The sequence below is a fragment of the Streptomyces sp. Ag109_G2-15 genome (assembly GCF_900215565.1).
GTDB classification, from domain to species: Bacteria; Actinomycetota; Actinomycetes; order Streptomycetales; family Streptomycetaceae; genus Streptomyces; species Streptomyces diastatochromogenes.
The window spans coordinates 5,983,412-6,007,696 of sequence record NZ_OCNI01000001.1; the positions used below are offsets into that span (position 1 = coordinate 5,983,412).

23 protein-coding genes and 7 tRNA genes are annotated in these 24,285 nt (G+C 70.9%); 20 read left to right on the plus strand and 10 right to left on the minus strand.

What is annotated here, in order from left to right; genetic code table 11:
• Positions 1-14: 14 nt before the first annotated feature.
• Positions 15-1,409: a serine/threonine-protein kinase gene (locus CRP49_RS26995; protein WP_257033696.1), complete on the minus strand. Its 1,395-nt coding sequence runs from the start codon at positions 1,407-1,409 to the stop codon at positions 15-17.
• A 602-nt stretch (positions 1,410-2,011) separates the two neighbouring features.
• Here CRP49_RS26995 and CRP49_RS46970 point away from each other — a divergent pair.
• The 3 genes from CRP49_RS46970 to CRP49_RS27015 all read left to right on the plus strand — a co-directional run bounded on the left by CRP49_RS46970 (position 2,012) and on the right by CRP49_RS27015 (position 4,484).
• A complete protein-coding gene (locus CRP49_RS46970) occupies positions 2,012-2,188 on the plus strand; it encodes a hypothetical protein (protein ID WP_094216925.1) in 177 nt (58 codons plus the stop codon).
• A gap of 965 nt (positions 2,189-3,153) precedes the next feature.
• Positions 3,154-4,098, plus strand: coding sequence for a phosphotransferase family protein (locus CRP49_RS27010; RefSeq protein WP_097255726.1), 945 nt, complete (start codon positions 3,154-3,156; stop codon positions 4,096-4,098).
• An 80-nt stretch (positions 4,099-4,178) separates the two neighbouring features.
• The gene (locus CRP49_RS27015; protein ID WP_094216927.1) at positions 4,179-4,484 is read left to right on the plus strand and encodes a zf-TFIIB domain-containing protein; all 306 of its coding nucleotides are present in this window, start codon (positions 4,179-4,181) and stop codon (positions 4,482-4,484) included.
• Between the two features lie 67 nt (positions 4,485-4,551).
• Here CRP49_RS27015 and CRP49_RS27020 read toward each other — a convergent pair.
• The 5 genes from CRP49_RS27020 to CRP49_RS27040 form a co-directional block, all read right to left on the minus strand.
• A tRNA-Val gene (locus tag CRP49_RS27020) sits at positions 4,552-4,623 on the minus strand.
• A 29-nt stretch (positions 4,624-4,652) separates the two neighbouring features.
• A tRNA-Val gene (locus CRP49_RS27025) sits at positions 4,653-4,724 on the minus strand.
• Positions 4,725-4,770: 46 nt separating this feature from the next.
• A tRNA-Val gene (locus tag CRP49_RS27030) sits at positions 4,771-4,842 on the minus strand.
• Position 4,843: 1 nt separating this feature from the next.
• Positions 4,844-4,917 (minus strand) — tRNA-Cys (locus CRP49_RS27035).
• A 38-nt stretch (positions 4,918-4,955) separates the two neighbouring features.
• Positions 4,956-5,028 (minus strand) — tRNA-Gly (locus tag CRP49_RS27040).
• A gap of 178 nt (positions 5,029-5,206) precedes the next feature.
• Between CRP49_RS27040 and CRP49_RS27045 the strand changes: the two genes are divergently transcribed.
• The 3 genes from CRP49_RS27045 to CRP49_RS27055 are packed head-to-tail and all read left to right on the plus strand — an operon-like array spanning position 5,207 to position 7,959.
• Positions 5,207-6,262 (plus strand): chorismate-binding protein, encoded by a 1,056-nt coding sequence (locus CRP49_RS27045; RefSeq protein ID WP_097255727.1) that lies wholly within the window; start codon positions 5,207-5,209, stop codon positions 6,260-6,262.
• Entirely contained in the window at positions 6,259-7,080 is an 822-nt protein-coding gene (locus CRP49_RS27050; RefSeq protein ID WP_097255728.1) for an aminotransferase class IV, read from the plus strand. Before CRP49_RS27045 ends, CRP49_RS27050 begins: the two co-directional genes overlap by 4 nt.
• 54 nt (positions 7,081-7,134) lie before the next feature.
• A complete protein-coding gene (locus CRP49_RS27055; protein ID WP_097255729.1) occupies positions 7,135-7,959 on the plus strand; it encodes a GNAT family N-acetyltransferase in 825 nt (274 codons plus the stop codon).
• 7 nt (positions 7,960-7,966) lie between these two features.
• Here CRP49_RS27055 and CRP49_RS27060 read toward each other — a convergent pair whose 3' ends face one another.
• Positions 7,967-8,491: a DsbA family protein gene (locus tag CRP49_RS27060; protein ID WP_179851763.1), complete on the minus strand. Its 525-nt coding sequence runs from the start codon at positions 8,489-8,491 to the stop codon at positions 7,967-7,969.
• A gap of 192 nt (positions 8,492-8,683) precedes the next feature.
• On the opposite strand from CRP49_RS27060, the gene CRP49_RS27065 reads away from it, so the two are divergent.
• Together CRP49_RS27065 and CRP49_RS46975 are read left to right on the plus strand one after the other, a co-directional pair.
• Positions 8,684-9,127 (plus strand): hypothetical protein, encoded by a 444-nt coding sequence (locus CRP49_RS27065; RefSeq protein ID WP_097255731.1) that lies wholly within the window; start codon positions 8,684-8,686, stop codon positions 9,125-9,127.
• Between the two features lie 121 nt (positions 9,128-9,248).
• Positions 9,249-9,401 carry a hypothetical protein gene (locus CRP49_RS46975; RefSeq protein ID WP_165289388.1) on the plus strand — a complete coding sequence of 51 codons (153 nt, stop codon included), beginning with the start codon at positions 9,249-9,251 and terminating at the stop codon, positions 9,399-9,401.
• Positions 9,402-9,465: 64 nt separating this feature from the next.
• On the opposite strand, the gene CRP49_RS27070 is transcribed toward CRP49_RS46975, so the two are convergent.
• Positions 9,466-10,026 carry a CGNR zinc finger domain-containing protein gene (locus CRP49_RS27070; protein WP_097255732.1) on the minus strand — a complete coding sequence of 187 codons (561 nt, stop codon included), beginning with the start codon at positions 10,024-10,026 and terminating at the stop codon, positions 9,466-9,468.
• A gap of 304 nt (positions 10,027-10,330) precedes the next feature.
• Positions 10,331-10,744, minus strand: coding sequence for an SsgA family sporulation/cell division regulator (locus CRP49_RS27075; RefSeq protein ID WP_004002642.1), 414 nt, complete (start codon positions 10,742-10,744; stop codon positions 10,331-10,333).
• A 191-nt stretch (positions 10,745-10,935) separates the two neighbouring features.
• On the opposite strand from CRP49_RS27075, the gene CRP49_RS27080 reads away from it, so the two are divergent.
• From CRP49_RS27080 to CRP49_RS27120, 9 genes are all read left to right on the plus strand, one after another.
• The gene (locus CRP49_RS27080; RefSeq protein WP_097255733.1) at positions 10,936-11,412 is read left to right on the plus strand and encodes a TIGR02611 family protein; all 477 of its coding nucleotides are present in this window, start codon (positions 10,936-10,938) and stop codon (positions 11,410-11,412) included.
• 61 nt (positions 11,413-11,473) lie between these two features.
• Positions 11,474-11,545: transfer RNA gene (locus CRP49_RS27085), tRNA-Val, on the plus strand.
• 673 nt (positions 11,546-12,218) lie between these two features.
• Complete coding sequence (locus tag CRP49_RS27090) at positions 12,219-13,505, plus strand: ABC transporter substrate-binding protein (protein WP_097255734.1); 1,287 nt, start codon at positions 12,219-12,221, stop codon at positions 13,503-13,505.
• 11 nt (positions 13,506-13,516) lie between these two features.
• Complete coding sequence (locus CRP49_RS27095) at positions 13,517-14,476, plus strand: carbohydrate ABC transporter permease (RefSeq protein WP_097257551.1); 960 nt, start codon at positions 13,517-13,519, stop codon at positions 14,474-14,476.
• Positions 14,473-15,345, plus strand: a complete 873-nt coding sequence (locus tag CRP49_RS27100; protein WP_097255735.1) for a carbohydrate ABC transporter permease — start codon at positions 14,473-14,475, stop codon at positions 15,343-15,345. Before CRP49_RS27095 ends, CRP49_RS27100 begins: the two co-directional genes overlap by 4 nt.
• A 10-nt stretch (positions 15,346-15,355) precedes the next feature.
• Complete coding sequence (locus CRP49_RS27105) at positions 15,356-15,946, plus strand: hypothetical protein (protein ID WP_097255736.1); 591 nt, start codon at positions 15,356-15,358, stop codon at positions 15,944-15,946.
• An 89-nt stretch (positions 15,947-16,035) separates the two neighbouring features.
• Positions 16,036-18,774, plus strand: a complete 2,739-nt coding sequence (locus tag CRP49_RS27110) for a Tat pathway signal sequence domain protein (RefSeq protein ID WP_097255737.1) — start codon at positions 16,036-16,038, stop codon at positions 18,772-18,774.
• Between the two features lie 123 nt (positions 18,775-18,897).
• Positions 18,898-19,344, plus strand: a complete 447-nt coding sequence (locus CRP49_RS27115; protein ID WP_097255738.1) for an SRPBCC family protein — start codon at positions 18,898-18,900, stop codon at positions 19,342-19,344.
• Positions 19,345-19,383: 39 nt separating this feature from the next.
• Positions 19,384-19,455: transfer RNA gene (locus CRP49_RS27120), tRNA-Val, on the plus strand.
• Positions 19,456-19,502: 47 nt separating this feature from the next.
• Here the strand turns inward: CRP49_RS27120 and CRP49_RS27125 are convergent.
• Positions 19,503-20,228 (minus strand): 3'-5' exonuclease, encoded by a 726-nt coding sequence (locus CRP49_RS27125; protein WP_094220695.1) that lies wholly within the window; start codon positions 20,226-20,228, stop codon positions 19,503-19,505.
• Positions 20,229-20,396: 168 nt separating this feature from the next.
• Between CRP49_RS27125 and CRP49_RS27130 the strand changes: the two genes are divergently transcribed.
• The 3 genes from CRP49_RS27130 to thrS all read left to right on the plus strand — a co-directional run bounded on the left by CRP49_RS27130 (position 20,397) and on the right by thrS (position 24,268).
• The gene (locus CRP49_RS27130; RefSeq protein ID WP_094220696.1) at positions 20,397-20,963 is read left to right on the plus strand and encodes a DUF4365 domain-containing protein; all 567 of its coding nucleotides are present in this window, start codon (positions 20,397-20,399) and stop codon (positions 20,961-20,963) included.
• On the plus strand, positions 20,960-22,192 hold the full coding sequence (locus CRP49_RS27135) for a hypothetical protein (protein WP_097255739.1): 1,233 nt from the start codon (positions 20,960-20,962) through the stop codon (positions 22,190-22,192). The genes CRP49_RS27130 and CRP49_RS27135 overlap by 4 nt, the downstream gene beginning before the upstream one ends.
• Positions 22,193-22,291: 99 nt before the next feature.
• The gene (gene thrS, locus CRP49_RS27140) at positions 22,292-24,268 is read left to right on the plus strand and encodes a threonine--tRNA ligase (protein ID WP_094220698.1); all 1,977 of its coding nucleotides are present in this window, start codon (positions 22,292-22,294) and stop codon (positions 24,266-24,268) included.
• The last annotated feature ends 17 nt before the right edge of the window (positions 24,269-24,285 follow it).

A 24,285-nucleotide genomic window follows, 5' to 3' on the forward strand; every position in this document is an offset into this window, starting at 1 on the left:
CGGTCCCGGGGAGGTCAGTTCCCGGAGCTGGACCCGGCGTCGGACTCGAACGTCGACTCGTACCGCTGCGACATCAGCTTCCCGTCGTCCAGCGGCTTGAGGCTCGGCTGTACGTGCTCCTGCCGCCGGTCGTCGCCGAGCCCGCGCGCCGGGCCCTGACAGCCCTGCGCCACCGCGATGCCGAGCGCCACCAGCAGCGTCACCACCACGAACACGAACAGCCGCTGACGCAGCAGCCGGGGGTTGGCCGGGCGGCGGCCGGTCCCCGTCGCGCGCGGCGCCGGACGCCCGGTACCGCTGCGCGGACCGGGCCGGTTCCCGCTGCCGGAGCGCGGGCCGCCGGCGCGGGGGGCCGGGGTGGGACGGGCGGTGCCCGGCCGGGAGGCGACGCCCCCGCCGCGCGAGGCGCTGCCGCCCCGAGAGGTACCGCTCCGGGAGGGCGTGCCGGCGCGCGGCACCGGGGTGCCGGGGGCGGTGCGCCGCTGGGTGCGCTGCTGCTCGGGATAGGTGTCCACGAGCCGTCCGGTGGGCCGGTCCGCCTCCGCGGCGCGTGGTGCGGGGGGCCGTACGTCGGCCAGGCCCTGGGCCTCGCGGGCGGCGATCTCCTTGAGCCGCAGCGACAGTTGGAGGGTGCTGGGCCGGTCGTCGGGATCCTTGGCCAGACAGGCTCGCACCAGGGGGGCGAGGGCGTCCGGAACGCCGTGCAGCTGCGGCTCCTCGTGCACCACGCGGTACAGCATCACCTCGGAACTGCCCTGCCCGAAGGGCGAGTCGCCGGTCGAGGCGTAGGCCAGGGTCGCGCCGAGCGAGAAGACGTCCGTCGCCGGGGTCACGGCCGCGCCGCGCACCTGCTCGGGAGCGAGGAAGCCGGGGGAGCCGACCGCGGTGCCGACGTGGGTGAGCGTGGAGGCACCGGTGGCCCAGGCGATGCCGAAGTCGATGATCCGCGGCCCCTTGGGGGACAGCAGAATGTTGGAGGGCTTCAGGTCCCGGTGGACGACACCTGCCTCGTGCACGGCGACGAGTCCCTCGGACAGGGCCGCGCCGACCGCCGCCGTCTCGGCCGCGAGGAGCGGGCCCTCGTCGGCGACCTTGTCGTGCAGGGAGGGCCCGGGCACGTACTGCGTCGCGAACCACGGCCGCTCCGCCTCCAGGTCCGCCGCCACCAGCCGTGCGGTGCAGCCGCCCCTGATGCGCCGGGCCGCCGAGACCTCACGGGCGAACCGGGACCGGAACTCCTGGTCCTCCGCCAGATCGGGCCGGATCACCTTCAGCGCGACCCGCTGCCCCTTCTTGTCGGAGCCGAGGTAGACCACGCCCATTCCGCCCGCGCCGAGCCGTCGGTGAAGCCTGAACGAGCCGACGACGCGCGGGTCCTCGCGCCTCAGGCGCATCATCGCCATGTTCATCCCCGCTGCCCGGTCCCTGTGACGTGGCACAGCTTACGTTTCCACAGCCGCCTGCGCGCAGAGGCCGCGCCCTCTGGGGCGGATGGATTGTGCGCGGCGGGAGCACGAGGTGAAACGCGGTCAGGAAGCCGCTCCCTGCGGTGCCTTTGGGGTGCCTGTGACGTCAACATGCGGACACGGCAGGGAGGTTGGCCCCGGCCAGGGTGACCGTGGTCAGGGAGCAGCGCCCTCCGGAAGAGCACCGCGGACGGCCGCCCGCCCGCCACCCCGGACCGACCGCCGCCCGGACGCACCGCACCCCCTCACCCCACGCGAAGTGATCGAAGTCACTCGTGCCACCCGTCGGACGGTCCGGAAATGGCAGGACACGGCGGGCGTCCCCTCCGGGAAGACCCCGAGACCTAGGTCCCCGTCTCCACCCAGGGGAGTACTCCGCAGGTCGTGGCTCATCCTCCGGGAGGCCCGCGATTCGGTACGAAGGCATGACGCCCGCCGAGGGCCGCGCGCCTAGATTTGAGGTCAAGCGGCGGGTGCAGCACTCGTCCCCCGAGGTCAGGCACCCGCCGCTGCCAACAACAACCGAGACGGTCAGGAGAGGGACCATGGCCCACCCGGCACCGCGACGCACGACGTTCGCTCCTCGCCGGACGGGCCGCCGCCACCCCCTGGTGGCGACGCTCATGGCCCTTCCTCTGGCGGCGCTGCTCCTCATCGTCTTCGACGGCTGGGAGACAGTGGCCACACAGGCGTCGTCCGTGGGTGCGATGCTGGGGCGCTGAGCGGCGACCCCAGGCCCGGAAGAGCGGTCCGGGCGGGGACATCCATCCATGAAACCCCGTGGGGACGGGGGTGCGGCGGACGGCACAAATGCCGGCGCAGCTGGGGAGCTGCGCCGGCATTACGCCGTTTCGGGGGCCGAGGACGCTCCTCGCTGCGCCGGCATCACGCCGTTTCGGGGCCGAGGAGGCTCCGCGCCGCACTCGTCTGCGGGCCGGTGGGGGCAGGTCGCGCAGTTCCCCGCGCCCCTAGGGAGTTGCAGCCCCGCCGACCGTCACGCCCGCGTAGCTGCGGCCATCAGCACCGCCGCACCCACATTGCTGCGGGCAGTCGTGCCGCTGGACCGGCGCCCACCTGGCAGCGGCCGTCGTGCCTGCTGAGCTGCGGGTAGTCGTGCTGCTGGGTCGGCGCCCACCTGGCAGCGGCCGTCGTGCCTGCTGAGCTGCGGGTAGTCGTGCTGCTGGGTCGGCGCCCACCTGGCAGCGGCCGTCGTGCCTGCTGAGCTGCGGGTAGTCGTGCTGCTGGGTCGGCGCCCACCTGGCAGCGGCCGTCGTGCCTGCTGAGCTGCGGGTAGTCGTGCTGCTGGGTCGGCGCCCACCTGGCAGCGGCCGTCGTGCCTGCTGAGCTGCGGGTAGTCGTGCTGCTGGGTCGGCGCCCACCTGGCAGCGGCCGTCGTGCCTGCTGAGCTGCGGGTAGTCGTGCTGCTGGGTCGGCGCCCACCCGGCAGCGGCCGTCGTGCCTGCTCAGCTGCGGGCAGTCGTGCCGCTTGGGGCGGCACGGGTGGGCGCAGCGGCACCCCGCAAGCGCCGGCAAGCGACCCAACCCCCGCCCAGCCCCAGTACCGGGCACCAATGCAGCCCCGCCCAGCCCCAGCACCGGGCCCCAGCACAGCCCCGCCAAGCCCCGGAACCCCCACCACCGCACGCCGCGCGTACGCTCACCCCGACCCCCACCCACCGAGGCCCCCGTGAACCTACTCACCGCTCTCACCGCAAAACTCACAGCCACCGCCCACCCCCAAACCGGCGGAGCCACCTGCACCTGCGCCAACACCCCCCTCGCAGACCGCCCCGACGCCACCGTCGTACGCCACGCCGACACCGTCGCCAAGGCCCACGCCCCGGACACCGACCCCGCCGAGCTGACCCTCCGCCTCGCCGCGGCAGCCCGCCTCCCGGACATCCTCCTCGCCCCGCTCACCCCCGTCCCGGCCCCCCTGCACCACCGCCTGGTGACCTTCTGGCCCTACGGCGCCCCCGTGGACCCGGACGACCCGGACGCCGCCCCCTGGGAAGCCGCCGCCACCCTCCTCGCCCGGCTGCACCGGACGCCCCCTCCCGACCACCCCCTGCCCCCGATGCGCGGCCCCGCCAAAGCAGCCCACGCCGTCCACCGCCTGCGTACGGCCCTGGACGCGGCGCCCCATTCAGCCGCACCCCCCGTCCTGCGGGCCTGGCACGCCCTCCCCGCCTGGGCCCGCGCCGAGGCCCCCATGCCCGGCACCCCGGCCCTCTGCCACGGCGACCTCCACCTCGGCCAGCTCGTCCGCCATCCCGCGCCCGACGGCCCCTGGCGGCTGATAGACGTGGACGACCTCGGCGTCGGCGTCCCCGCCTGGGACCTCGCCCGCCCTGCCGCCTGGTACGCCTGCGGACTCCTCCCGCCCGACGAGTGGACCCGCTTCCTGACCGCCTACCGCGAGGCCGGCGGCCCCGCCGTACCCGCCGACGGCGACCCCTGGCCCGCGCTGGACGTCCCGGCCCGCGCCCTCACCGTGCAGACCGCGGCCCGCGCGCTCACCAAGGCGCTCGCGGCAGACCGCCCGCTGGACGAGGTGGAACAGGCCCTGGTGGACGCCTGTGCCCGAATGAACCCCGTACCCCACCAGTTGACGCACGGATTCCCGGCGTAAGGTGCAACCGACCGGGGCCGGACGGAGTCTGTCCTGGGGAAACACGAAGCAGGACCAACCGGCGAGGAGTTGAGCCGACCATGCAGTGTCCGAAGTGCCATGCGCCGATGCACACCTACAACCGCAACGGCGTCCAGATCGAGCAGTGCAGCGGCTGCCGCGGCATCTTCCTCGACTACGGCGAGCTGGAGGCGCTGACCCAGCTGGAGTCCCAGTGGGCCAAGCCCGTCCCGCCGGCCCCGCCCGCCGCTCCGCAGGCGTACCCGGCCCCGCCCGCCCCCGCCTGGGGCGCCCCGCACGGCGGCGGCCACGGCGGTGGTCACTACGGCGGCCACGGCGGCCACCACCGCCACAAGAGCTTCGGCCACATGCTGTTCTCCAGCTGAGGCCAGGAAAGCCGAGCACACGAAGAAGCCCCCGGCCGTACGAGACGGCCGGGGGCTCTTTGCTGTGTGGACGATACTGGGATTGAACCAGTGACCTCTTCCGTGTCAGGGAAGCGCTCTCCCGCTGAGCTAATCGTCCGCGGACTGTGACGCGTGGATCACAGACAGTGCGCGATACTGGGATTGAACCAGTGACCTCTTCCGTGTCAGGGAAGCGCTCTCCCGCTGAGCTAATCGCGCGGGTGGGATCTTCGAGAAGACCCGTGGATCTTACGAGAAGATCCAGTGGACGATACTGGGATTGAACCAGTGACCTCTTCCGTGTCAGGGAAGCGCTCTCCCGCTGAGCTAATCGTCCTTGGAGGTGGAGACGGGATTTGAACCCGTGTAGACGGCTTTGCAGGCCGTTGCCTCGCCTCTCGGCCACTCCACCAGGAGTGTAGGGGATCGGGATGACCCCTTCTTCCTTCGAGCGGACGACGAGGCTCGAACTCGCGACCTCAACCTTGGCAAGGTTGCGCTCTACCAACTGAGCTACGTCCGCTTGTCGTTTCGGTCCGCTTCCGCGTCCCGGCGACGTGTTGAACTCTAGCGGATTCCCGGGCCAGTACAAAAACGCGTTTGCGCAGCGTGCTGCGCTGCACCCGATGGACGCCGTGGTCAGCGCCCCCGAGGGGACATGCCCGGGCCACCTTTCGGCCACCCGCCCTAGACTCGACCACGTGCTCGACCTCCCTTCCGGCCTCCCTCCTCTCGCCCGCTTCGGCGACCGCCTCGCCACCGGCCTCCTCGACGTCACCGACGATCCCGCCGCCCTGGACTCCACCGGCTTCTGGGCCGTCTGCGCCGACTTCGAGGGCCGGCTGACCTGCGCCCGCTTCGCGCACGTACGGGAGGAGCCGGTGCCCGCCCCGGTACCGGGCGGCTGGCACGGCCCTGCCGTGGGGGACTGGACCACCTCCCTGGACCACACCGCCTACACGGCGGCCGTCGGCCGGATCCGCGAGCACATCGCGGCCGGCGAGGTCTACCAGGCCAACCTCTGCCGGGTGCTCAGCGCGCCGGTCGCCCCCGACGCCGACGTGGACGCCCTGACCGCCCTGCTGGCCCGTGGCAACCCGGCGCCGTACGCGGGCACGATCCGGCTGCCGGAGCACGGCGTGGAGATCGCCACCGCCTCGCCCGAGCTGTTCCTGCGCCGGGACGGCCGCACGGTCGAGTCCGGCCCCATCAAGGGCACCGGGCGGACCGAGGCGGACCTCCTGGAGAAGGACTACGCCGAGAACGTGATGATCGTGGACCTGGTCCGCAACGACATCGGGCGCGTCTGCGCCACCGGCAGTGTGACCGTCCCCGACCTGTGCGCCGTGGAGAAGCACCCCGGCCTGGTCCACCTGGTCTCCACCGTCCGCGGCGAGCTGCGCGACGGCGCAGGCTGGCCCGCCCTCCTCGCCGCGGCCTTCCCGCCCGGCTCGGTCACCGGCGCCCCCAAGTCGAGCGCCCTCAGGATCATCGAGGCGCTGGAGACGGCACCCCGTGGTCCGTACTGCGGCGGCATCGGCTGGGTCGACGCCGACCGGGGCGTCGGCGAGCTGGCCGTGGGCATCCGGACGTTCTGGATCGACCGGAGCGCCGGGATGCTCCGCTTCGGCACCGGTGCCGGCATCACCTGGGGATCCGATCCCGAGGGGGAGTGGCGCGAGACCGAGCTGAAGGCGTCGCGGCTGCTCGCGGTAGCGTCGGGGACGTACGAGGAGAGCGGAGGGGCTCTGACATGAGGATCTGGCTGGACGGCGGGCTGCAGGACATGGAGTCGGCCCGGGTCTCCGTCTTCGACCACGGGCTGACCGTCGGCGACGGCATCTTCGAGACGGTGAAGGCGGTCGACGGGCAGCCGTTCGCGCTCACCCGGCACCTCGACCGGCTGACCCGCTCGGCCCGCGGCCTGGGTCTGCCCGACCCCGACCACGCCGAGGTCCGCCGCGCCTGCGCGGCCGTCCTGGAGGCCAACCCGATGCCGCTGGGCCGGCTGCGCATCACCTACACCGGCGGCCACGGACCGCTCGGCTCCGACCGCGGCGAGCACGGCCCGACCCTGGTGGTCGCGCTCGGCGAGACCGCGCGACGCCCCGACGCCACCGCCGTGATCACCGTCCCCTGGACCCGCAACGAGCGCGGCGCCCTCACCGGCCTGAAGACCACCTCGTACGCCGAGAACGTCGTCGCCCTCTCCCGCGCCCACCAACGCGGCGCCTCCGAGGCGCTGTTCGGCAACACGGTCGGACAGCTCTGCGAGGGCACCGGGTCGAACGTCTTCGTGGTCCTGGACGGCGAGATCCACACCCCGCCGATCGCCTCCGGCTGCCTGCCCGGCATCACCCGCGCCCTCGCCGTCGAGTGGACCGGTGCCAAGGAGACCGACCTGCCGCTGGACGTGCTGGAGCGGGCCGACGAGGTCTTCCTCACCTCCACCCTGCGGGACGTCCAGGCCGTGCACCGTATCGACGACCGGGAACTGACCGCTGCGCCGGGCCCGGTCACCGCGAAGGCCATGCGCATCTTCGAGGACCGGGCCGGGGAGGACCTGGATCCCTGACAGACGCGGGAAATTCGGCTGACCCGGGGCTCCGGAGCGGGTAGAACACCCGTGATGACGACGACCCTGCGGCCGACCGAGCCGCTCCAGCGCAACGCCGACGGGACGCGCTCACGCCGCTACCAGGTGTGCGTCAACAGCCGGCCCGTCGGCTCGATGCATCTCGGCACCTCGCTCGCCTTCGGTGATGCGATGGCCCAGATACGGGACCTGCGCATCGAAGAGCAGGACCGCCGCCGCGGCCGGGGCACGGTGGCCGTGCTCGCCGCCGAGGAGGTGGCCCGCAGCTGGGGCTGCCGGCAGATCGAGACGAGCGTCCCCGGCGACGCCGGCCCCGCGCTGCGGCTCTTCGACGCGCTCGGCTACGTCCACCGCAGCCGCGGCATGGAGAAGCCGCTCGGCGAGGTCCCGCCCGAACTGCCCGCCGGCAGCCTGGCGCACCCCATGGACGAGGCCGAGTACGAGGCGTGGCTCGCGTACGAGTCGGAGGCCTACGCACGCGTCTGGATCGAGCGGGGCGTGCCCGAGGCCGAGGCGTACGCCAAGTCGCGCCACGACCACGAGACGCTGCTGCCGCGCGGGCGCGCCACCGAGAACATGCTGTTCAGCGTGGTCGAACACGAGGGCGTGCGGGTCGGCACGCTGTGGGTGTCCCTGCAGGACGACAAGGCCTACGTCTTCGACGTGGAGGCCGATGGGGCCCACCGCGGCCGAGGTCACGGCCGTACGCTCATGCTGCTGGCGGAGCGGCAGGCGATCGACGCCGGCCGCCGCGTCCTCGGCCTCAACGTCTTCGCCGGCAACACCCCGGCCGAGCGGCTGTACGAGTCGCTCGGTTACGAGACGACGCGGTACTCCCTCTACAAGGACCTGCTGTAGCGGCCGGTCAGGCCTGCGGCCCGGCCAGCAGCCGGTCCGCGACCTCCTCGATGCGCTCGCGCAGCCCCTCCTGGCTCTTGCCGCCGTCGAGGCGCTCGCCGCCGATGACATAGGTCGGTGTGCCGGTGACGCCGATCGCCTTGCCCTCGGCCTGGTCGGCGTCGACGATCAGGATGTGCCGCCCGTCGATGAGCGCGGTGTCGAACTCCTCGGCGTCCAGCCCGAGTTCACGGGCGACCTCGACCAGGAAGGGTTCTCCCGCACGGTCCAGCTCCTCGACCCGGCCGAGGACCGCCTCGACGTAGGGCCAGCCCTGCCCCTGCTCCAGCGCCTCCTCGGCGGCCTGGGCGGCGGCGAAGGCGTGCTTGTGCTTCTCCAGCGGGAAGTGCCGCAGCCGCAGCTCCAGCCGGTCGCCGTAGCGGGCGCGCAGGGCACGGAGGTCGTCCAGGGCGCTGCGGCAGTCGGGGCACTGGAGTTCGCACCAGACGTCGAGGACGAGGGCTTCGGCGCGTGCGGGGGAGGAGTCGCTCATGCGCACCAGTCTTCCAGGCGGGACCCCTGGGGCCGAATCGGGACGGTACGGCGTCCAGCGGCACCTCGGGAGGAGACGACCCGGAGATCTCCCTGATGTCGGGCCGGAGCATGGCATCGCGAGGACCGGGCGGTGCAGGATGGAAGGGACGAAGCGCACCTCGCGCGCCGCCGAGACCGCCAGGAGGACCGGATGATTGCCGAGACCGTGTGTTCCGCCGTCTCCGCGGCCGGCCTGGGCGTCGCCGCGGTCACCGCCTACCGCAAGCGTTTCCTGGCGGCCACCCGCATCGCCGCCTACGCGCTCGTCCCGTTGGGCCTGGTGATGACGGGTGTCGTCGGCTGGCTGGCCGACACGGCCTTGAGCCCGACGGCCTGGGCCGGCTTCGGTGTGCTGGGCGTGGCCTGGGCGCTGTTCGCGACGACACGGGCCGTGGAGCGCAGGCGCGGGGGGACCCGTGCGGAGCGCAAGGCGGCGCGGGCCGCCGGACGTGACGCGGTGGCCCCGGCGGCCTCGGCCCCCTCGCTGGGCCCGGCGACCCGGCCTGCCGCCCCGCCCGCGAGCGCCCCGCGTTCCACCACCTCCGGCGACGACTTCAGCGACATCGAGGCCATCCTCAAGAAGCACGGCATATGACCTGAAACCGTTCACAACCGGAAGCAAGTCGAACGGGCCGGTACGGAAATCGGTGCAGTACCGCACTCCGAGGGTGTGGTGATCGCCAACGGGGCACCCCCTGGGTCATCATCACCGAGAGATGCTGGACACGAGACAGAGCGAGGCCGCGCCGCCGAAGGACGAGCCGCGCGGATGCCTCTTCGCCCTATCCCAGCCACCGCTGATGATCTTCCTTGCGGTGATCGGGTGTCTGCTCCTCATGGCTGCGCTGCACGACCTGCTGTTGCTGTGAGCCGTACACGTCCGTCCCGGCGTCACCCGCCGGGACCGGCGTCGACCTGGAGTGTCCCCGGGGATCAGCCCGTCGCCTCCTTGCGCCGGGCCCGGTAGGCGGCCACATGCAGCCGGTTCCCGCAGGTGCGGCTGTCGCAGTAGCGGCGCGAGCGGTTGCGGGAGAGATCCACGAAGGCCCGCCGGCAGTCCGGCGCCTCGCAGCGCCGCAGCCGTTCCTGCTCCCCGGCCACCACGAAGAAGGCGAGCGCCATCCCGCAGTCGGCCGCCAGGTGGTCCGCCACGGACGCGCCCGGGGCGAAGTAGTGCACATGCCAGTCGTAGTCGTCGTGGTCCGTCAGACGCGGCGTGGTGCCGGCCGCGGCGACCAGCTCGTTGATCATCCCCGCGGCGGACCGGGCGTCCGGGGCGGCGAAGATCCCCGCGAACCGGCCCCGGACCTTGCGGACCGCCGACAGGTCGAACTCCGACAGCACCCCGACATCGCTGATCGCGTGGCCGCGCACGAAATCAGCGAGAGCCGCGACATCCGGCAGCCCGTCCGCCGCCGTGTCGTCCTCCGGCGCGGTGTTCACCAGATCCACCACGGTGTCGAGGGCGCACCGGGTGTCGTGGGTGATCAGCACGTTTCGCTCCCTGGCCTGGATGTCGGGCGGGCGCCCGCCGATGCTGGCCGATGGTAGCGACAACCGTGCCCAGCGCACCGGGGTGCCGCCCACCGGCGATTGCCCGGTAGAACGCCTCCGTGCCCTCGGCGGTTCCCGAGCCCGTCCGGTGCTTGCACGATATGCCGGGATGTGGCCGGAAAACAGGCCGACGCCGCCCCGTGAACACTCACGGTGACGGCGCGGGTCTGTGCCGTATGCGGTTGTCTTGGCCCGAGCCGTCTCCCCGAGTGGACGGCGCCGGGCGGCTTCGAGGGGCCGCGGCCTAGCTCTCCGCCAGGATGTGCGAGAGCTCCTGATCCAGATCGAAGTGCCGGTGTTCCGTGCCGGGTGGCACGGCGGCGTCGGTTCGCTTCAGGAACGACTCCAGGGCCCGCGCCGGGGCTTCCAGCAGGGCCTCCCCCTCCGGGGAGCTCAGGGCGATGCAGACGACGCCCTGACCGTGACTGCGGGACGGCCAGACGCGGACGTCGCCGGTGCCGGTGGGCCGGTGAAGCCCCTCGGCGAGGAGGTCGCGGGCGAACACCCACTCGACGGTCTCCTCGGCTCCGGTGTGGAAGGTGGCGTGCACGGCGTAGGGGTCGGCCGTGTCGTACCGCAGGCCTGCGGGGACAGGCAGGGAGGACTCGCTCGACACAACGAGGCGCAGGTGCAGCTCGCAGCTGACCGTGGTGTTCATAAGCGCCAGGGCCTTTCGCTCAGTGTGCGCTCGGGGATTCGCACGTCGGCGAAATCGACATGCCACCTACGGTGCCGTTGTAAACCCCTCTGAGGGTTTTGCGTGTGTTTACGTAACTCTTCCGGCCGAGAACTCGTACGAGATCTACGACCATTCCGGTGACTGGATTCACTCCGGTAGGGTTTGTCTGTATGAATACGGGGAGTGACGAGCCGGGTGAGGTCGCCATGGCGGCGGACAACGCGGACAAGGCAAGCAAGGCGGACACGACAGCGGGCCCGGAGCAGTCCGAGCAGGGGCTCGGCTCCCGGGCGCCGGCCTTCGTCAAGGCCCGCCGGGTCCTGCATCTGAGCTGGCAGGTCGGCATCTTCGTGGTCGGCCTCGCGGTCGTCGTGGCGGGCATCATCATGCTTCCGCTGCCCGGCCCGGGCTGGGTGGTGATCTTCGGGGGCATGGCGATCTGGGCGACCGAGTTCGTCTGGGCCCAGCTCGTGCTGCGCTGGACGAAACGCAAGGTCACCGAGGCGGCCCAGAAGGCCCTCGACCCCAGGGTGCGCCGCCGGAACATCACGCTGACGGTGATCGGCTTGGTGATCGTGGGCGTGCTCGTCGGGGTCTACCTGTGGAAGTTCGGCATCGTGATGCCGTGGAAGATCAAGGACCAGTGATCACGGACCCGGGCGTGGTCGGAGGCACCCCCTGACATGGGGTAATGTTCTTCCTGCGCCCGGGCGATTAGCTCAGTGGGAGAGCGCTTCGTTCACACCGAAGAGGTCACTGGTTCGAACCCAGTATCGCCCACCCGGAACCGACGGCCCACCTGCGAACAGCAGGTGGGCCGTCGTCGTGTGTGCGCCGGTGACCGCCCCCGCCCGGCCCGCCGTGCTGCCGAGCCGGTAAAAGTCACCGTGGGCGTTGCGCCGTCCGGTGGATCATCTCGCTCTGCCGCCGGGCCGGGCCGTGCGTCGGATCCCGCCTTCATCCCGATCGAGCGGCACGCGGACTCGCCGGTTGCGTGCGGTGCTCTCGATGCCTCCCCGGCCGACCGAGGCGACGGACGCGACCGACGAGGCCGACGAGGCCGACGCGACCGACGCGACCGACGAGGCCTGAGGTGACCGGCGCGACCGCCCCGACCGACGCGTTTCCGGCCACCCGGCTGTCCCTTGCCGGCGCCCGCACGCCCTCGACGACTGTGCCCCCTTCGTCCAGCAGGCCCCCCGGAAACCACCCGCCCTCCGACCGCCCGCCCCGCTTCCCCACCCGCCCCGCACCGACCCCCCTCACCTGCACAGTCACCCTCCACACCCGCCCCGGTGCCCCGGTCGGAGGCCCCACGCCCCGCCCCCCGCCGCGAAGAAAATCCTGTCCGAATCATTGACGCACCTCCGGCCCCTCCGTAACTTGTGCCAGCAAGCGCTTACTTGAAACGATTCATGACGGCGGCGACGACGCTGCGGGGAGGGGCCCGACCGTGGGAACCAGCAAGAATCTTGAGAGGCGTACGATCCTGAAGGCGGCCGGGGCCTCCGCTGCCGCACTCGGGCTCGCGGCGACGACCGGCTGTGGCGGCGAAAGCGGTTCCGGGAACGGGACGGTGACGATCCGTTACTCGTGGTGGGGTGCCGAGGAGCGGGCCAAGAAGATCAACCAGACGATCGCGCTCTTCGAGAAGAAGTACCCGAAGATCAAGGTCAAGACCGACTTTCAGACGTATCAATCGTTCTGGGAGAAGTTCCAGACGCAGGCGGCCGGCGGAAATCCCCCGGACGTTTTCCAGAACGCCGTCACATTTCTTCGGAAGTACGACAAGCGCGGAATTCTTCTCGACCTCAAGTCCCAGGTGCAGGCAGGCAATCTGAGCCTGGATCACTTCCGCGCGGGTGTCACGAAGGTCGGCGAGGTCGACGGCAAGCAGCTCGGCGTTCCCGTCGGTTCCAACACCATGGCGCTCGTCATCGACAAGAAGCTCTTCCAGAAGGCGGGCGTCGAGCCGCAGCAGGGCTGGACCTGGGACGAGTACTTCAAGGCCCTGAAGACCATCCACGACAAGACGAAGATCGCCGGCGACACCGGTTACTTCGCCATCATGTACCTGTACGACCTCTACCTCCGCCAGAACGGCAAGGCCTTCTTCACCAAGGACGGACTCGGTTTCGACAAGGCCGACCTGACGGAGTGGTGGACGGACGGCTACAACCGCATCAAGGCCGGCATCGTCACCGACCCGAAGGTCGTCCAGCAGGACATGCCCAAGTCCTCCCTCTCCGCCGGTCACGGCGCCTCGGAGTTCACCTGGGACAACTTCACCGTCCGCTACTCCGCGGAGGGCGACAGCACCTACGGCCTCGCCCCGATCCCCACCACCGACGGCAAGAACACCGGCCAGTACCTCGCCTCCCTGATGCTCAGCGCCTCCGCCCGCACCTCCCACCCCAAGGAAGTCGCCCAGTTCATCAACTTCATGGTCCACGACCCCGAGGTCGGCAGGATCATGGGCTACGACCGCGGCATCCTCGCGAGCACCGAGCAGTACGAGGCGTTCAGGCCGACCGACACGGTGAACAAGGAGATCGCGCAGTACGAGGAGGACACCGCCAAGTCCGGCGTCCTCGGCACGATCACCCCGCACCCGTCCGGTGCCGACACCATCGAGGCCGCCTTCCTGCGCCTCGGCGGCGACCTCGGGCAGGGCAAGACCAAGGTCGCGGACGCGGTGAAGCAGTTCTTCACCGAGTCCGAGGCCGCCTTCCAGGCCTGATGGGACGTGCCGTGACGCTCGTCAAGGACTCCGTGCCCGCCTCCCGCACGGCACGCCCGGCCGCCCGCGCCACCGCGGGGCGGCCGGGCCGCCGCCGGGAGAACCTCGCCGGCTATCTCTTCATGTCCCCGTGGATCGCCGGCTTCCTGCTGCTGACCGCGGGCCCGATGGTGGCCTCGCTGTACTTCGCGTTCACCGACTACAACCTCTTCAACACCCCGAAGTGGGTCGGGTTCGACAACTTCACCAAGATGTTCGACGACCCGCGCTGGCAGAAGTCCGTCGAGGTGACCGCCAAGTACGTCGTCATCGGCACCCCGCTGAAACTGCTGCTCGCCCTCGGTGTCGCCCTGCTCCTCGCGCAGAGCCGCCGCGGCCAGGCCTTCTACCGGGCCGCCTTCTACGCTCCCTCGCTCATCGGCGCGAGCGTCTCCATCGGGTTCGTCTGGCGTTCGCTCTTCTCCGACGACGCGATCGTGGACCGTACCCAGACCTTCCTCGGCTTCCACGTCGGCGGCTGGGTCGGCAACGCCGACTGGGTGCTGTACTGCCTGGTCGCGCTGACCGTCTGGCAGTTCGGGGCGCCCATGGTCATCTTCCTGGCCGGGCTCAAGCAGGTGCCCCGGGAGCTGTACGAGGCCGCCGAGATGGACGGCGCGGGACCCTTCCGGAGGTTCTGGAACATCACCCTGCCGATGATCTCCCCGGTGCTGTTCTTCAACGTGCTCCTGGAGACCATCCACTCCTTCCAGATCTTCGGCTCCGCGTACGTCGTCTCCAACACCTACTGCGGACCGGCCGACGCCACGCTCGTCTACACCTGCTACCTGTACCAGCAGGGCTTCAAGAACTCCCAGATGGGCTTCGCCTCCGCCATGGCCTGGATGCTGCTGCTCGCCGTGGCCCTGGTGACGGCCGTCCTCTTCTGGTCCCAGAAGAAGTGGGTGCACTACGAGGAGGACGCCCGATGAGCGCGATCACCACGAAGGCCTCGGGAGTGGGCCGCAGGCGCGGCGGCTCCCTCGCCTGGCATCTCGGCGCCCTGCTGATCCTCGCCGTCATCCTCTACCCGGTCGTCTGGGTCATCGGGGCCTCGTTCAAGCCGAGCAAGGACATCATCAACAGCCTCACGCTGTTCCCGTCCCACCCGATCCTCGGCAACTTCAAGGGCCTCGCCGACGGCATCGCCGACATCTCGATCTGGACCTTCTTCCAGAACTCCCTCGTCTACGCGCTCGGTGCCGTAGTGGGCGTCCTGATCTCCTGCTCGCTGACCGCGTACGCCTTCGCGCGCATCAGGTTCGCCGGGCGCAACCTGCTGTTCTCGCTCATGATCGGCACGCTGCTGCTGCCGTACCACGTGCTGCTCATCCCGCAGTACGTGATGTTCCAGAAGCTGGGCTGGATCAACAGCTACGCCCCGCTGCTGATCGGCAAGTACCTCGCCACCGAGGCCTTCTTCGTCTTCCTCATGGTGCAGTTCATGCGCAACCTGCCCCGCGAGCTGGACGAGGCCGCCCGGCTCGACGGCTGCGGACATCTGCGCATCTACTGGTCGATCGTGCTGCCGCTGTGCCGGCCCGCGCTGATCACCAGCGCGATCTTCACCTTCATCAACGCCTGGAACGACTTCATGGGCCCGCTGATCTACCTCAACGAGCCCGGCAAGTACACCGTCTCCCTCGGTCTGATGATGTTCCGCGACTCCGACGGCGTGGCCGCCAACTACGGCGGCATGATCGCCATGTCCCTGGTCGCGCTGCTGCCGGTGCTGCTGTTCTTCCTCGCCTTCCAGCGGTACCTGATCGACGGCATGGCGACCTCCGGACTGAAGGGCTGAGGCGGGCACCATGGCGGAAGCGCGCGTGAAGCCACGCAGGGAGTCCGTGTTCGCCGAGCGGTTCGGGGTCTTCGCCGAGTGTCTGCTCACCGGTGTGTGGATCGCGGTGGCCTCCCTCGGAGTCGTCACCTACCCGGCCGCCTTCGCCGCCGGCGCCCGGCATCTGCGCCGGCGTACGGCTCACGAGGGGGGCGGCTGGCGGGATTTCGCGGCCGACTTCCGGGGCGCGTCGCGCGGCGGCTGGGCCGTCGGGGTCGGCGGCTGGATCGCGGTGGCGCTCGTCCGGGTGGACGTCCAGGCCGTGCGCGCCGGGCTGCCCGGCGGGCCGCTCGTCGGTGCCGTGGGTCTGTTCGCGCTGCTGGGGCTCGCCGTGGCCGGGCTGCGCGCGGCGGCCGTGTGGACCCCGGGGAGCCGCTGGCGCGCCCTGCTCGCCGACGCCGGCCGCCGTACGGTCCTCGACCCCACCGGATCCTTCCTGCTCGTCGGCGGAGCGGTCCTGACCTGTTGTTCCGCTCTGCTCATCGCACCGCTGGCGGTCCCCGTGCTCGGGGCCATAGCGGCGGCGGCCGTCGCCGTGGAGGAGCGGTACCGGCGCCGTTGAGCCTGCGGTGCCCCCGACCAACGCCGGCGCCCTGGGTGCCGCGTCTCTCTGTCATGCCCCTGACCAGCCATCGTACGGAAGGAAAGGCCATGTCCCCCATCCCCCGCAGGTCCCTTCTCAAGGCCGCCGCCGTCGCCGGAGCCGCCGCCCAGTTCAGCTGGGCACTGGGGGCGAACGACGCACAGGCCGCGGCCGTGGACGCGGCAGGCGACGCCGACCCGGTGACCCTGGACTGGCTGGAGGACGGCGGCCTCGGCGCCGCGCCCGGCTCCACCGTCGGCGTGCCCTGGCCGATGGGCACCTACCAGGAGGACCAGACCTTCGCGCTCACGGACGCCGACGGCAAGGACGTCCCCGTACAGACCTGGCCGCTCGCCTACTGGCCCGACGGCTCCCTCAAGTGGACGGCGCACGCCGTTGGTTCGGGCTCCGGCAAGCTCACCCTCACGGCCGGCACCCCCAAGGCCCCCGACAAGAAGGTCACCGTCGACCGCAGCGGCGGCACCATCGACGTCTCCACCGGTGTCATCACCGTGAAGATCGGCAAGAACGGCTCGACCCTCATCAAGTCGGTCACCCGGGGGTCGACCGAGATCGCCAGGAACGGCCGGCTCGTGCTCGTCCGGCAGCCCGAGGTCGAGGACGAGGACCAGGGCACGGTCAAGACCGAGCGCTTCGACGGCGCGATCGACGAGGTCACCGTCGAACAGGACGGCCCGGTCCGCGCAGTGGTCCGCATCGACGGCAAGCACCGCAAGGGCGCCCGCAGTTGGCTGCCCTTCTCGATCCGGCTCTACTTCTACGCCGGTTCCGATTCCTTCCGCATGGTGCACACCATCACGTACGACGGCACGCTGGAGCCCGGCAAGGCGAGCGGCGACTTCATCCGCGGGCTCGGCGTACGGTTCGCCGTGCCCATGCGGGACGCGGCCTACGACCGGCACATCCGCATCGGCGGCGAGGGCACCGGCCTGCTGCGGGAGGCCGTACAGGGCATCACCGGGCTGCGCCGCGACCCGGGCGCCGCCGTCCAGGCCGCCCAGTACGCGGGCCAGAAGCTGCCCGACCCGTCCACCTGGGACCAACGCGTCACCACCCGGCTGCAGTACATCCCGCACTGGGGCGACTACACCCTCTCCCAGCTCTCCGCCGACGGCTTCACCCTGCGCAAGCGCACCAAGAAGGGCTACGGCTGGATCACCGCCGGCGGCGGCGGGCGGGCCTCCGGCTTCGGCTACGTAGGCGGCGCGAGCGGCGGCTTCTCCTTCGGCCTGAGGGACTTCTGGGAGAAGTTCCCCGCGCAGCTCGACATCCGCGACGCCCACACCGATGAGGCCACCGTCACGCTGTGGCTCTGGTCGCCCGAGGCACAGCCCATGGACCTGCGCTTCTACCACGACGGCATGGGCCAGGACACCTACGCCAAGCAGCTCGAAGGCCTCAACATCACCTATGAGGACTACGAGCCGGAGTTCGGCACCCCGTACGGCATCGCCCGCACCTCCGAACTCCTCTTCTGGGCCAACGAGTCGACGCCCGCGGCCGAGACCCTCGCCGACCAGGTGACGGCCGTACGCACGCTGCCGCAGCTCGCCGCCCCGCCCAGGCAGCTCATCAAGGCCAAGGTCTTCGGCCCCGGCCTGTTCTCCGAGCCGGACCGCTCCACCGCCGCCAGGGCGAAGATCGAAGACCACCTCGACTTTCTCTTCACCTACTACAAGGACCAGGTGGAGATGCGCCGTTGGTACGGCTTCTGGGACTACGGCGACATCATGCACACCTACGACTCGGCCCGGCACGTGTGGCGGTACGACATCGGCGGCTACGCCTGGGACAACTCCGAGCTGTCGCCGGACCTGTGGCTCTGGTACGCGTACCTCAGAAGCGGCCGCTCCGACATCTTCCGCTTCGCCGAGGCGATGACCCGGCACACCGGCGAGGTCGACGTCTACCACCTCGGCCAGTGGGCGGGCCTCGGCACCCGGCACGGCGTGCAGCACTTCGCCGACAGCGCCAAGCAGCAGCGCATCGCCAACACCACCTACCGGCGCTTCTACTACTTCCTCACCGCCGACGAACGCGTCGGTGACCTCATGCGGGCCAACGTCGACTCCGACGAGACGTTCCTCGTCCTCGACCCGCAGCGCAAGGTCCGCACCGACCCGTACACCCCCGACCCGCACGCCCTGTCGATCGGCTTCGGCACCGACTGGAGCGGCCTGGTGTCGGCGTGGCTGACGGAGTGGGAGCGCAAGGGCCCCCAGTGGGAGAAGGCCAAGGCACGGGTCCTGTCCACCATGGAGACCATCGCCGCCCAGCCCAACGGCTTCGTCCAGGGCAGCGGCCTGTACGACATCGACACCGGCAGGTTCGCCGTCGCCGACAAGCCGGCGGTGGCGGTCTCTCACCTCTCCGCCGTCTTCGGCCTCAACGAGCTGTGCGCCGAGCTGATCCACCTGGTCGACCTGCCGAAGTTCAAGGACGCCTACCTCGACTACTGCCGCTACTTCAACGCCACCAAGGCCGAACAGGCGGCCCGCTACGGCAGCAACTTCGGCACCCTGCTGCTCTTCCAGGGCCACTCGCGCCTGGACGCCTACGCCGCCGTACAGACCGGTGACGCGGCCCTCGCCAAGCGGGCCTGGACCAAGTTCTACAGCTCCGACGGCTACACCGAGTCCTCGCCGTGGAAGACCGAGAAGCTGACCGGACCGGCCACCCTGGTCGAAGGGAGCGAGGCGAGCTGGGTGTCGACCAACGACACGGCGCTGTACGGCCTCGCGGCCATCGAGAACCTGGCCCTGCTCGGCGACAAGATGCCGAGCTGACCGCGCTGGGGGAGCGCCGTCGCACGGGCGGCGGCGCTCGTCCCCCGAGTGTGGTCCGCGTCACGGCGAGGCACATGAGTACGCGTACTCAGATCACCGCGCCCACCAGGGCAGACTCTGCCCATGGACTGGACCCACTACCGCTTCCGCAGCCTGTGGTCCCTGCCGGCCCCGCCGGCCGCCGTGTTCGCGGTGCTGGAGCGGCCCGAGGGCTATCCCGACTGGTGGCCGCAGGTACGGGCGGTGACCCGGCTCGACGACGGCACCGGCGTCATCACCATCCGCTCCCTGCTGCCGTACGCCATGACCTTCACCGCCCGTGAGACACGCCACGACCCGGCCGCCGGCATCCTGGAGATCGCCGTGTCCGGAGACATCGAGGGCTGGGCCCGCTGGACGGTCACCGCCGAAGGCGCGGGCACACTGGCCCGCTACGACCAGGTCGTGGACGTCACCAAGCCGCTGCTCAGACGGCTGGCCGTGCCGGGACGTCCCGTCTTCCGCGCCAACCACCGGCTGATGATGCGGGCCGGGCGGCGCGGACTGCTGCGCCACCTGGAAGCGGTTTGAAGTAACACCGCAGGGGCCTGTATTGTTCAGTGCGTTCCCGGGCGATTAGCTCAGTGGGAGAGCGCTTCGTTCACACCGAAGAGGTCACTGGTTCGAACCCAGTATCGCCCACCGGGAAGGAGCCGGTCCGCATCAGCGGACCGGCTCTTTTCGTGCGGCTACGCCGCCGCGGGCAACTCCGGCCTGAGCGGCCAGTCCGTGCTCACCGTCTCCTCCGAGCCGCTGCGCGCGAACCACGCCTGAAGACCGCGGGCCTGCGCCGCGTGCCAGGTGGCCTGGAGCGTGTGCAGCTCGGCAGGGGTCAGACGCTCCAGCCGGGTCGCGAAACGGCGGCCCACGGCACGTACGACGTCCAGCGCGGCCAGCGCGTCCGCCGCCGCGTCGTGCGCGCCCTCCAGCGTCACGCCGTAGTGCGCGCACAGGTCGGTCAGCGTGCGCCGGCCCTTGCGGTAGCGGTCCAGGTGCTTGTCCAGGACCCGGGGATCCAGCACATGCAGCGTGCTCGCCTCGAACCAGCGGTCGAGCGAGGAAGCGCGGTGCCGGCGCAACTCCCGGTCCAGCAGCGTGAGATCGAACGGCGCGTTCATCACCACCAGCGGGCGGCCCATCGCCGCGTGCTCGGCCAGCTGCTCGGCTATCTCGAACATCACCGGCGCCGGCCAGCGGCCGTTGTGCTGCAGGTGTTCGTCCGTCAGACCGTGCACCGCCGTCGCCGCCTCCGGCACCGACACCCCCGGGTTCACCAGCCAACGGGTGATGCGGGGCCGGGTACCCGGCGCGTCCTGGACGACGACGGCGGCCGACACGATCCGGTCGGTCTCGACGTCCACGCCCGTCGTCTCCGTGTCGAAGGCCGCCAGCGGCCCCTCGTACCAGGTCGTCATCTGAACCCAACTCCTCGTTCACCCAGCGCAGATGACGTTCCGTCTTCTGCCCGTTTGGTGATACCCGGGCCGTTTGCGCCGTACGCCGGGAGGAGACAACAGGAGTACGGGTCTTTGCAGTTCAGCGGCCCGGCACGGGGAAACTCTTGGCTTGGAAGGCTGTTGGTCATGGCCATAGCGCAGCCCGAGCAGGGCGGGCTGCTGCCCGACCACTCGGGCCCCCTTCGCGGCACGCTCGCCACCACCGCCTGCATGGAGACACTGCAGGTCGGCTACCTGCACGCGGTCTCCGCCGCGGCGGGCTGCTCGCTGTCCCAGCCCTTCCCGGACAACGGCATCGACTGGCACGTCAGCCACAGCGCACCCGGACACACCGTCGACGACGAGGTCACCATCAAGGTGCAGCTCAAGTGCACCTACCAGGTGCCGCCGAACCCGCCGGGCCGCTTCTTCTCCTTCACCCTCGACAACGACCACCTGCGCAAACTCGCCCGCACGCCCGTCTCGGTGCACAAGATCCTGGTCGTCATGCTGGTCCCGCGTTCCCAGGACGACTGGCTGCGCGCCAGCCACGACCGGCTCGACCTCAGGCACTGCTGCTACTGGGTCAACCTCGCCGGCCACCCGGTCACCGGCCGGCACCGGACCACCGTGCGGATACCGACCTCGCGCATCTTCGACGACCGTGCGCTGTGCGAGATCATGACGCGGGTCGGGACGGGAGGCAGGCCATGAGGATCCGTCCGTACGACGAGCCGGCCCGGCAGGTCCGGCCGCACCCCGACGACCTGGCCTGGAACCAGCCGCCCGACCCCGCCGAGGTCGACCCCGCCGTGCTCGGCGCCCTGCTGCGCCGGCACGGCTGGCAGCGGCGCGGGGGAGCGGCCGGGCGCTACGGCCGCTGGACCCCGCCCGGGCCGGGCGGCGGTGCGACCAGCCTGCTGGTGCCGGAGAGCCGGGCCTTCCCCGACAGCGACGACCTGCTCGGCGAGGCCCTCGACGCCCTCGCCCGCAGCGACACCCCCGCCGCGCGCGAGGTGCTGATCTCCCTCGCCCTGCCCAGCGACGAGATCCGCTGGTGGCGGGACACCCCGAGCGGTCCCGCCGGCGCCTCCCCCTGGACGGTCGACGAGCGACTGCGCACCGCGGCCCGCCAGATGCTCCTCGCGGCCGCGCTCGCCACCCGCGCGCGGGCCGGCTACTACGGTGCCCGGCACCGCCGGCCCGCCGCCGCCCTCCTGGAGAACGTCCTCGTCGGCCCCACCGCCGAAGGCCACCGGCTGACCGCCTTCGTGCCCGTGCCCACCGGCCGCTCGCTCGCCGTCCGCCTCCACCAGGCCCTGTACGCGGCCCGGGAAGCCATCGACTACCAGCGGGCCACCGGCGGCATGGACGCCTTCGACGGCGCGGTCGAGGCCGGCGTCAGCCGCGAGCTGACCGAGGCGCTGACCACACTCGTCCGCGGCACCGAGGGTGCGCGCATCGCCATCGCCTGGGCCCCCGGGGCCGGAGTGCCCGAGGGATGCGCCGCCTCCGCCGAGCCCGTCGAGTTCTCACCCGGCGACCTGCCCGTGCTGCACGCGGCCGGCGCCCGCTACCTGCAGGGGGAACCCTCCGTGCCGGTCCGGATCACCGGCACGGTGGTCCGCCTGCGCCGCTCCGGGCCGCGCGGCGAGGGCACCGTACGGCTGCGGGTGCTCGCGGGCGCCGAGGTCCCGCACGTCCGCGTCACCCTCGACGAGGAGGACTACCGCATCGCCGGCCACGCCCACCTCGTCGGCCTCCCGGTGCGGGTGCACGGCCGCCTGGAGCGCCGGGGCGGCTTCCGCCGGCTCACCGGCGCCTCCGGGGTCGTACCTGTGCAGGTGGACGACGCCGAGCGGGACCGGCTCATGAAGTCCCTGCAGGAGAACCTCGACTTCTTCGAGGAGGCGTGCGGGGAGGCGTACGGGGGCGAGGACTGAGGGTGACCGTTTCGCGGTCGGTGGTGTCGGGTCGGTACGATCCCTTGTGCGCGCGCTCCTGGTATGGCGCCGCACCCCACCTTCAGTCAGGAGAGACCGGTGTCAGACGTCCGTGTGATCATCCAACGCGATTCCGAGCGGGAAGAACGCGTGGTGACGACGGGCACTACGGCCGCCGACCTCTTCGCGGGCGAGCGGTCGATCATCGCCGCGCGCGTGGGCGGCGAGCTGAAGGACCTCGCGTACGCGCTGTCCGACGGTGACGAGGTCGAGGGCGTCGAGATCTCCTCCGAGGACGGTCTGAACATCCTGCGCCACTCCACCGCGCACGTCATGGCGCAGGCCGTGCAGGAGCTGTTCCCCGAGGCCAAGCTGGGCATCGGCCCGCCGGTCAAGGACGGCTTCTACTACGACTTCGACGTCGAGAAGCCGTTCACGCCCGAGGATCTCAAGGCCGTCGAGAAGAAGATGCAGGAGATCCAGAAGCGCGGGCAGCGCTTCTCCCGCCGCGTCGTCACCGACGAGGCCGCCCGCGAGGAGCTGGCGAACGAGCCGTACAAGCTGGAGCTGATCGGCCTCAAGGGCTCGGCGTCGCACGACGACGGCGCGGACGTCGAGGTCGGCGCCGGCGAGCTGACGATCTACGACAACCTGGACGCCAAGACCGGCGAGCTGTGCTGGAAGGACCTCTGCCGCGGTCCCCACCTGCCCTCGACCCGTCTCATCCCGGCGTTCAAGCTGATGCGCAACGCGGCCGCCTACTGGCGCGGCAGCGAGAAGAACCCGATGCTCCAGCGCATCTACGGCACCGCCTGGCCCTCCAAGGACGAGCTGAAGGGCTACCTGGACTTCCTGGCCGAGGCCGAGAAGCGCGACCACCGCAAGCTCGGCTCCGAGCTGGACCTCTTCTCGATCCCCGAGCAGATCGGCTCCGGCCTCGCCGTCTTCCACCCCAAGGGCGGCATCGTCCGCCGCGTGATGGAGGACTACTCGCGCCGCCGGCACGAGGAAGAGGGCTACGAGTTCGTCTACACCCCGCACGCGACGAAGGGGAAGCTCTTCGAGACGTCCGGCCACCTGGACTGGTACGCCGAGGGCATGTACCCGCCCATGCAGCTCGACGAGGGCGTGGACTACTACCTCAAGCCCATGAACTGCCCGATGCACAACCTGATCTTCGACGCGCGCGGCCGCTCGTACCGTGAACTGCCGCTGCGCCTCTTCGAGTTCGGGACCGTGTACCGGTACGAGAAGTCGGGCGTCGTGCACGGCCTGACCCGCGCCCGCGGCTTCACCCAGGACGACGCGCACATCTACTGCACCCGTGAGCAGATGTCCGAGGAGCTGGACAAGACGCTCACCTTCGTCCTCGGCCTGCTGCGCGACTACGGCCTGACCGACTTCTACCTGGAGCTGTCCACCAAGGACCCGGAGAAGTTCGTCGGCTCCGACGAGGTCTGGGAGGAGGCGACCGAGACGCTGCGCCAGGTCGCCGAGAAGCAGGGCCTGCCCCTGGTCCCGGACCCGGGCGGCGCCGCCTTCTACGGCCCGAAGATCTCCGTCCAGGCCAAGGACGCGATCGGCCGCACCTGGCAGATGTCGACCATCCAGCTCGACTTCAACCTGCCTGAGCGCTTCGACCTGGAGTACACCGGCCCGGACGGCGCCAAGCAGCGCCCGGTGATGATCCACCGAGCCCTCTTCGGCTCGATCGAGCGCTTCTTCGCGGTGCTCCTGGAGCACTACGCGGGTGCCTTCCCGGCGTGGCTCGCTCCCGTCCAGGCGATCGGCATCCCGATCGGCGACGGGCACGTCGAGTACCTGGAGAAGTTCGCCGCGGCGGCCCGGAAGAAGGGCCTGCGCGTCGAGGTCGACTCCTCCTCGGACCGTATGCAGAAGAAGATCCGCAACGCCCAGAAGCAGAAGGTGCCCTTCATGGTCATCGCGGGCGACGAGGACATGTCGAACGGCTCGGTGTCCTTCCGCTACCGCGACGGCTCGCAGGAGAACGGCATCCCGTTCGACGAGGCCATCGCCAAGATCGCGCAGGTCGTGGAGGAGCGGACGCAGGTCTGATCCGCACAGCCTGGAGG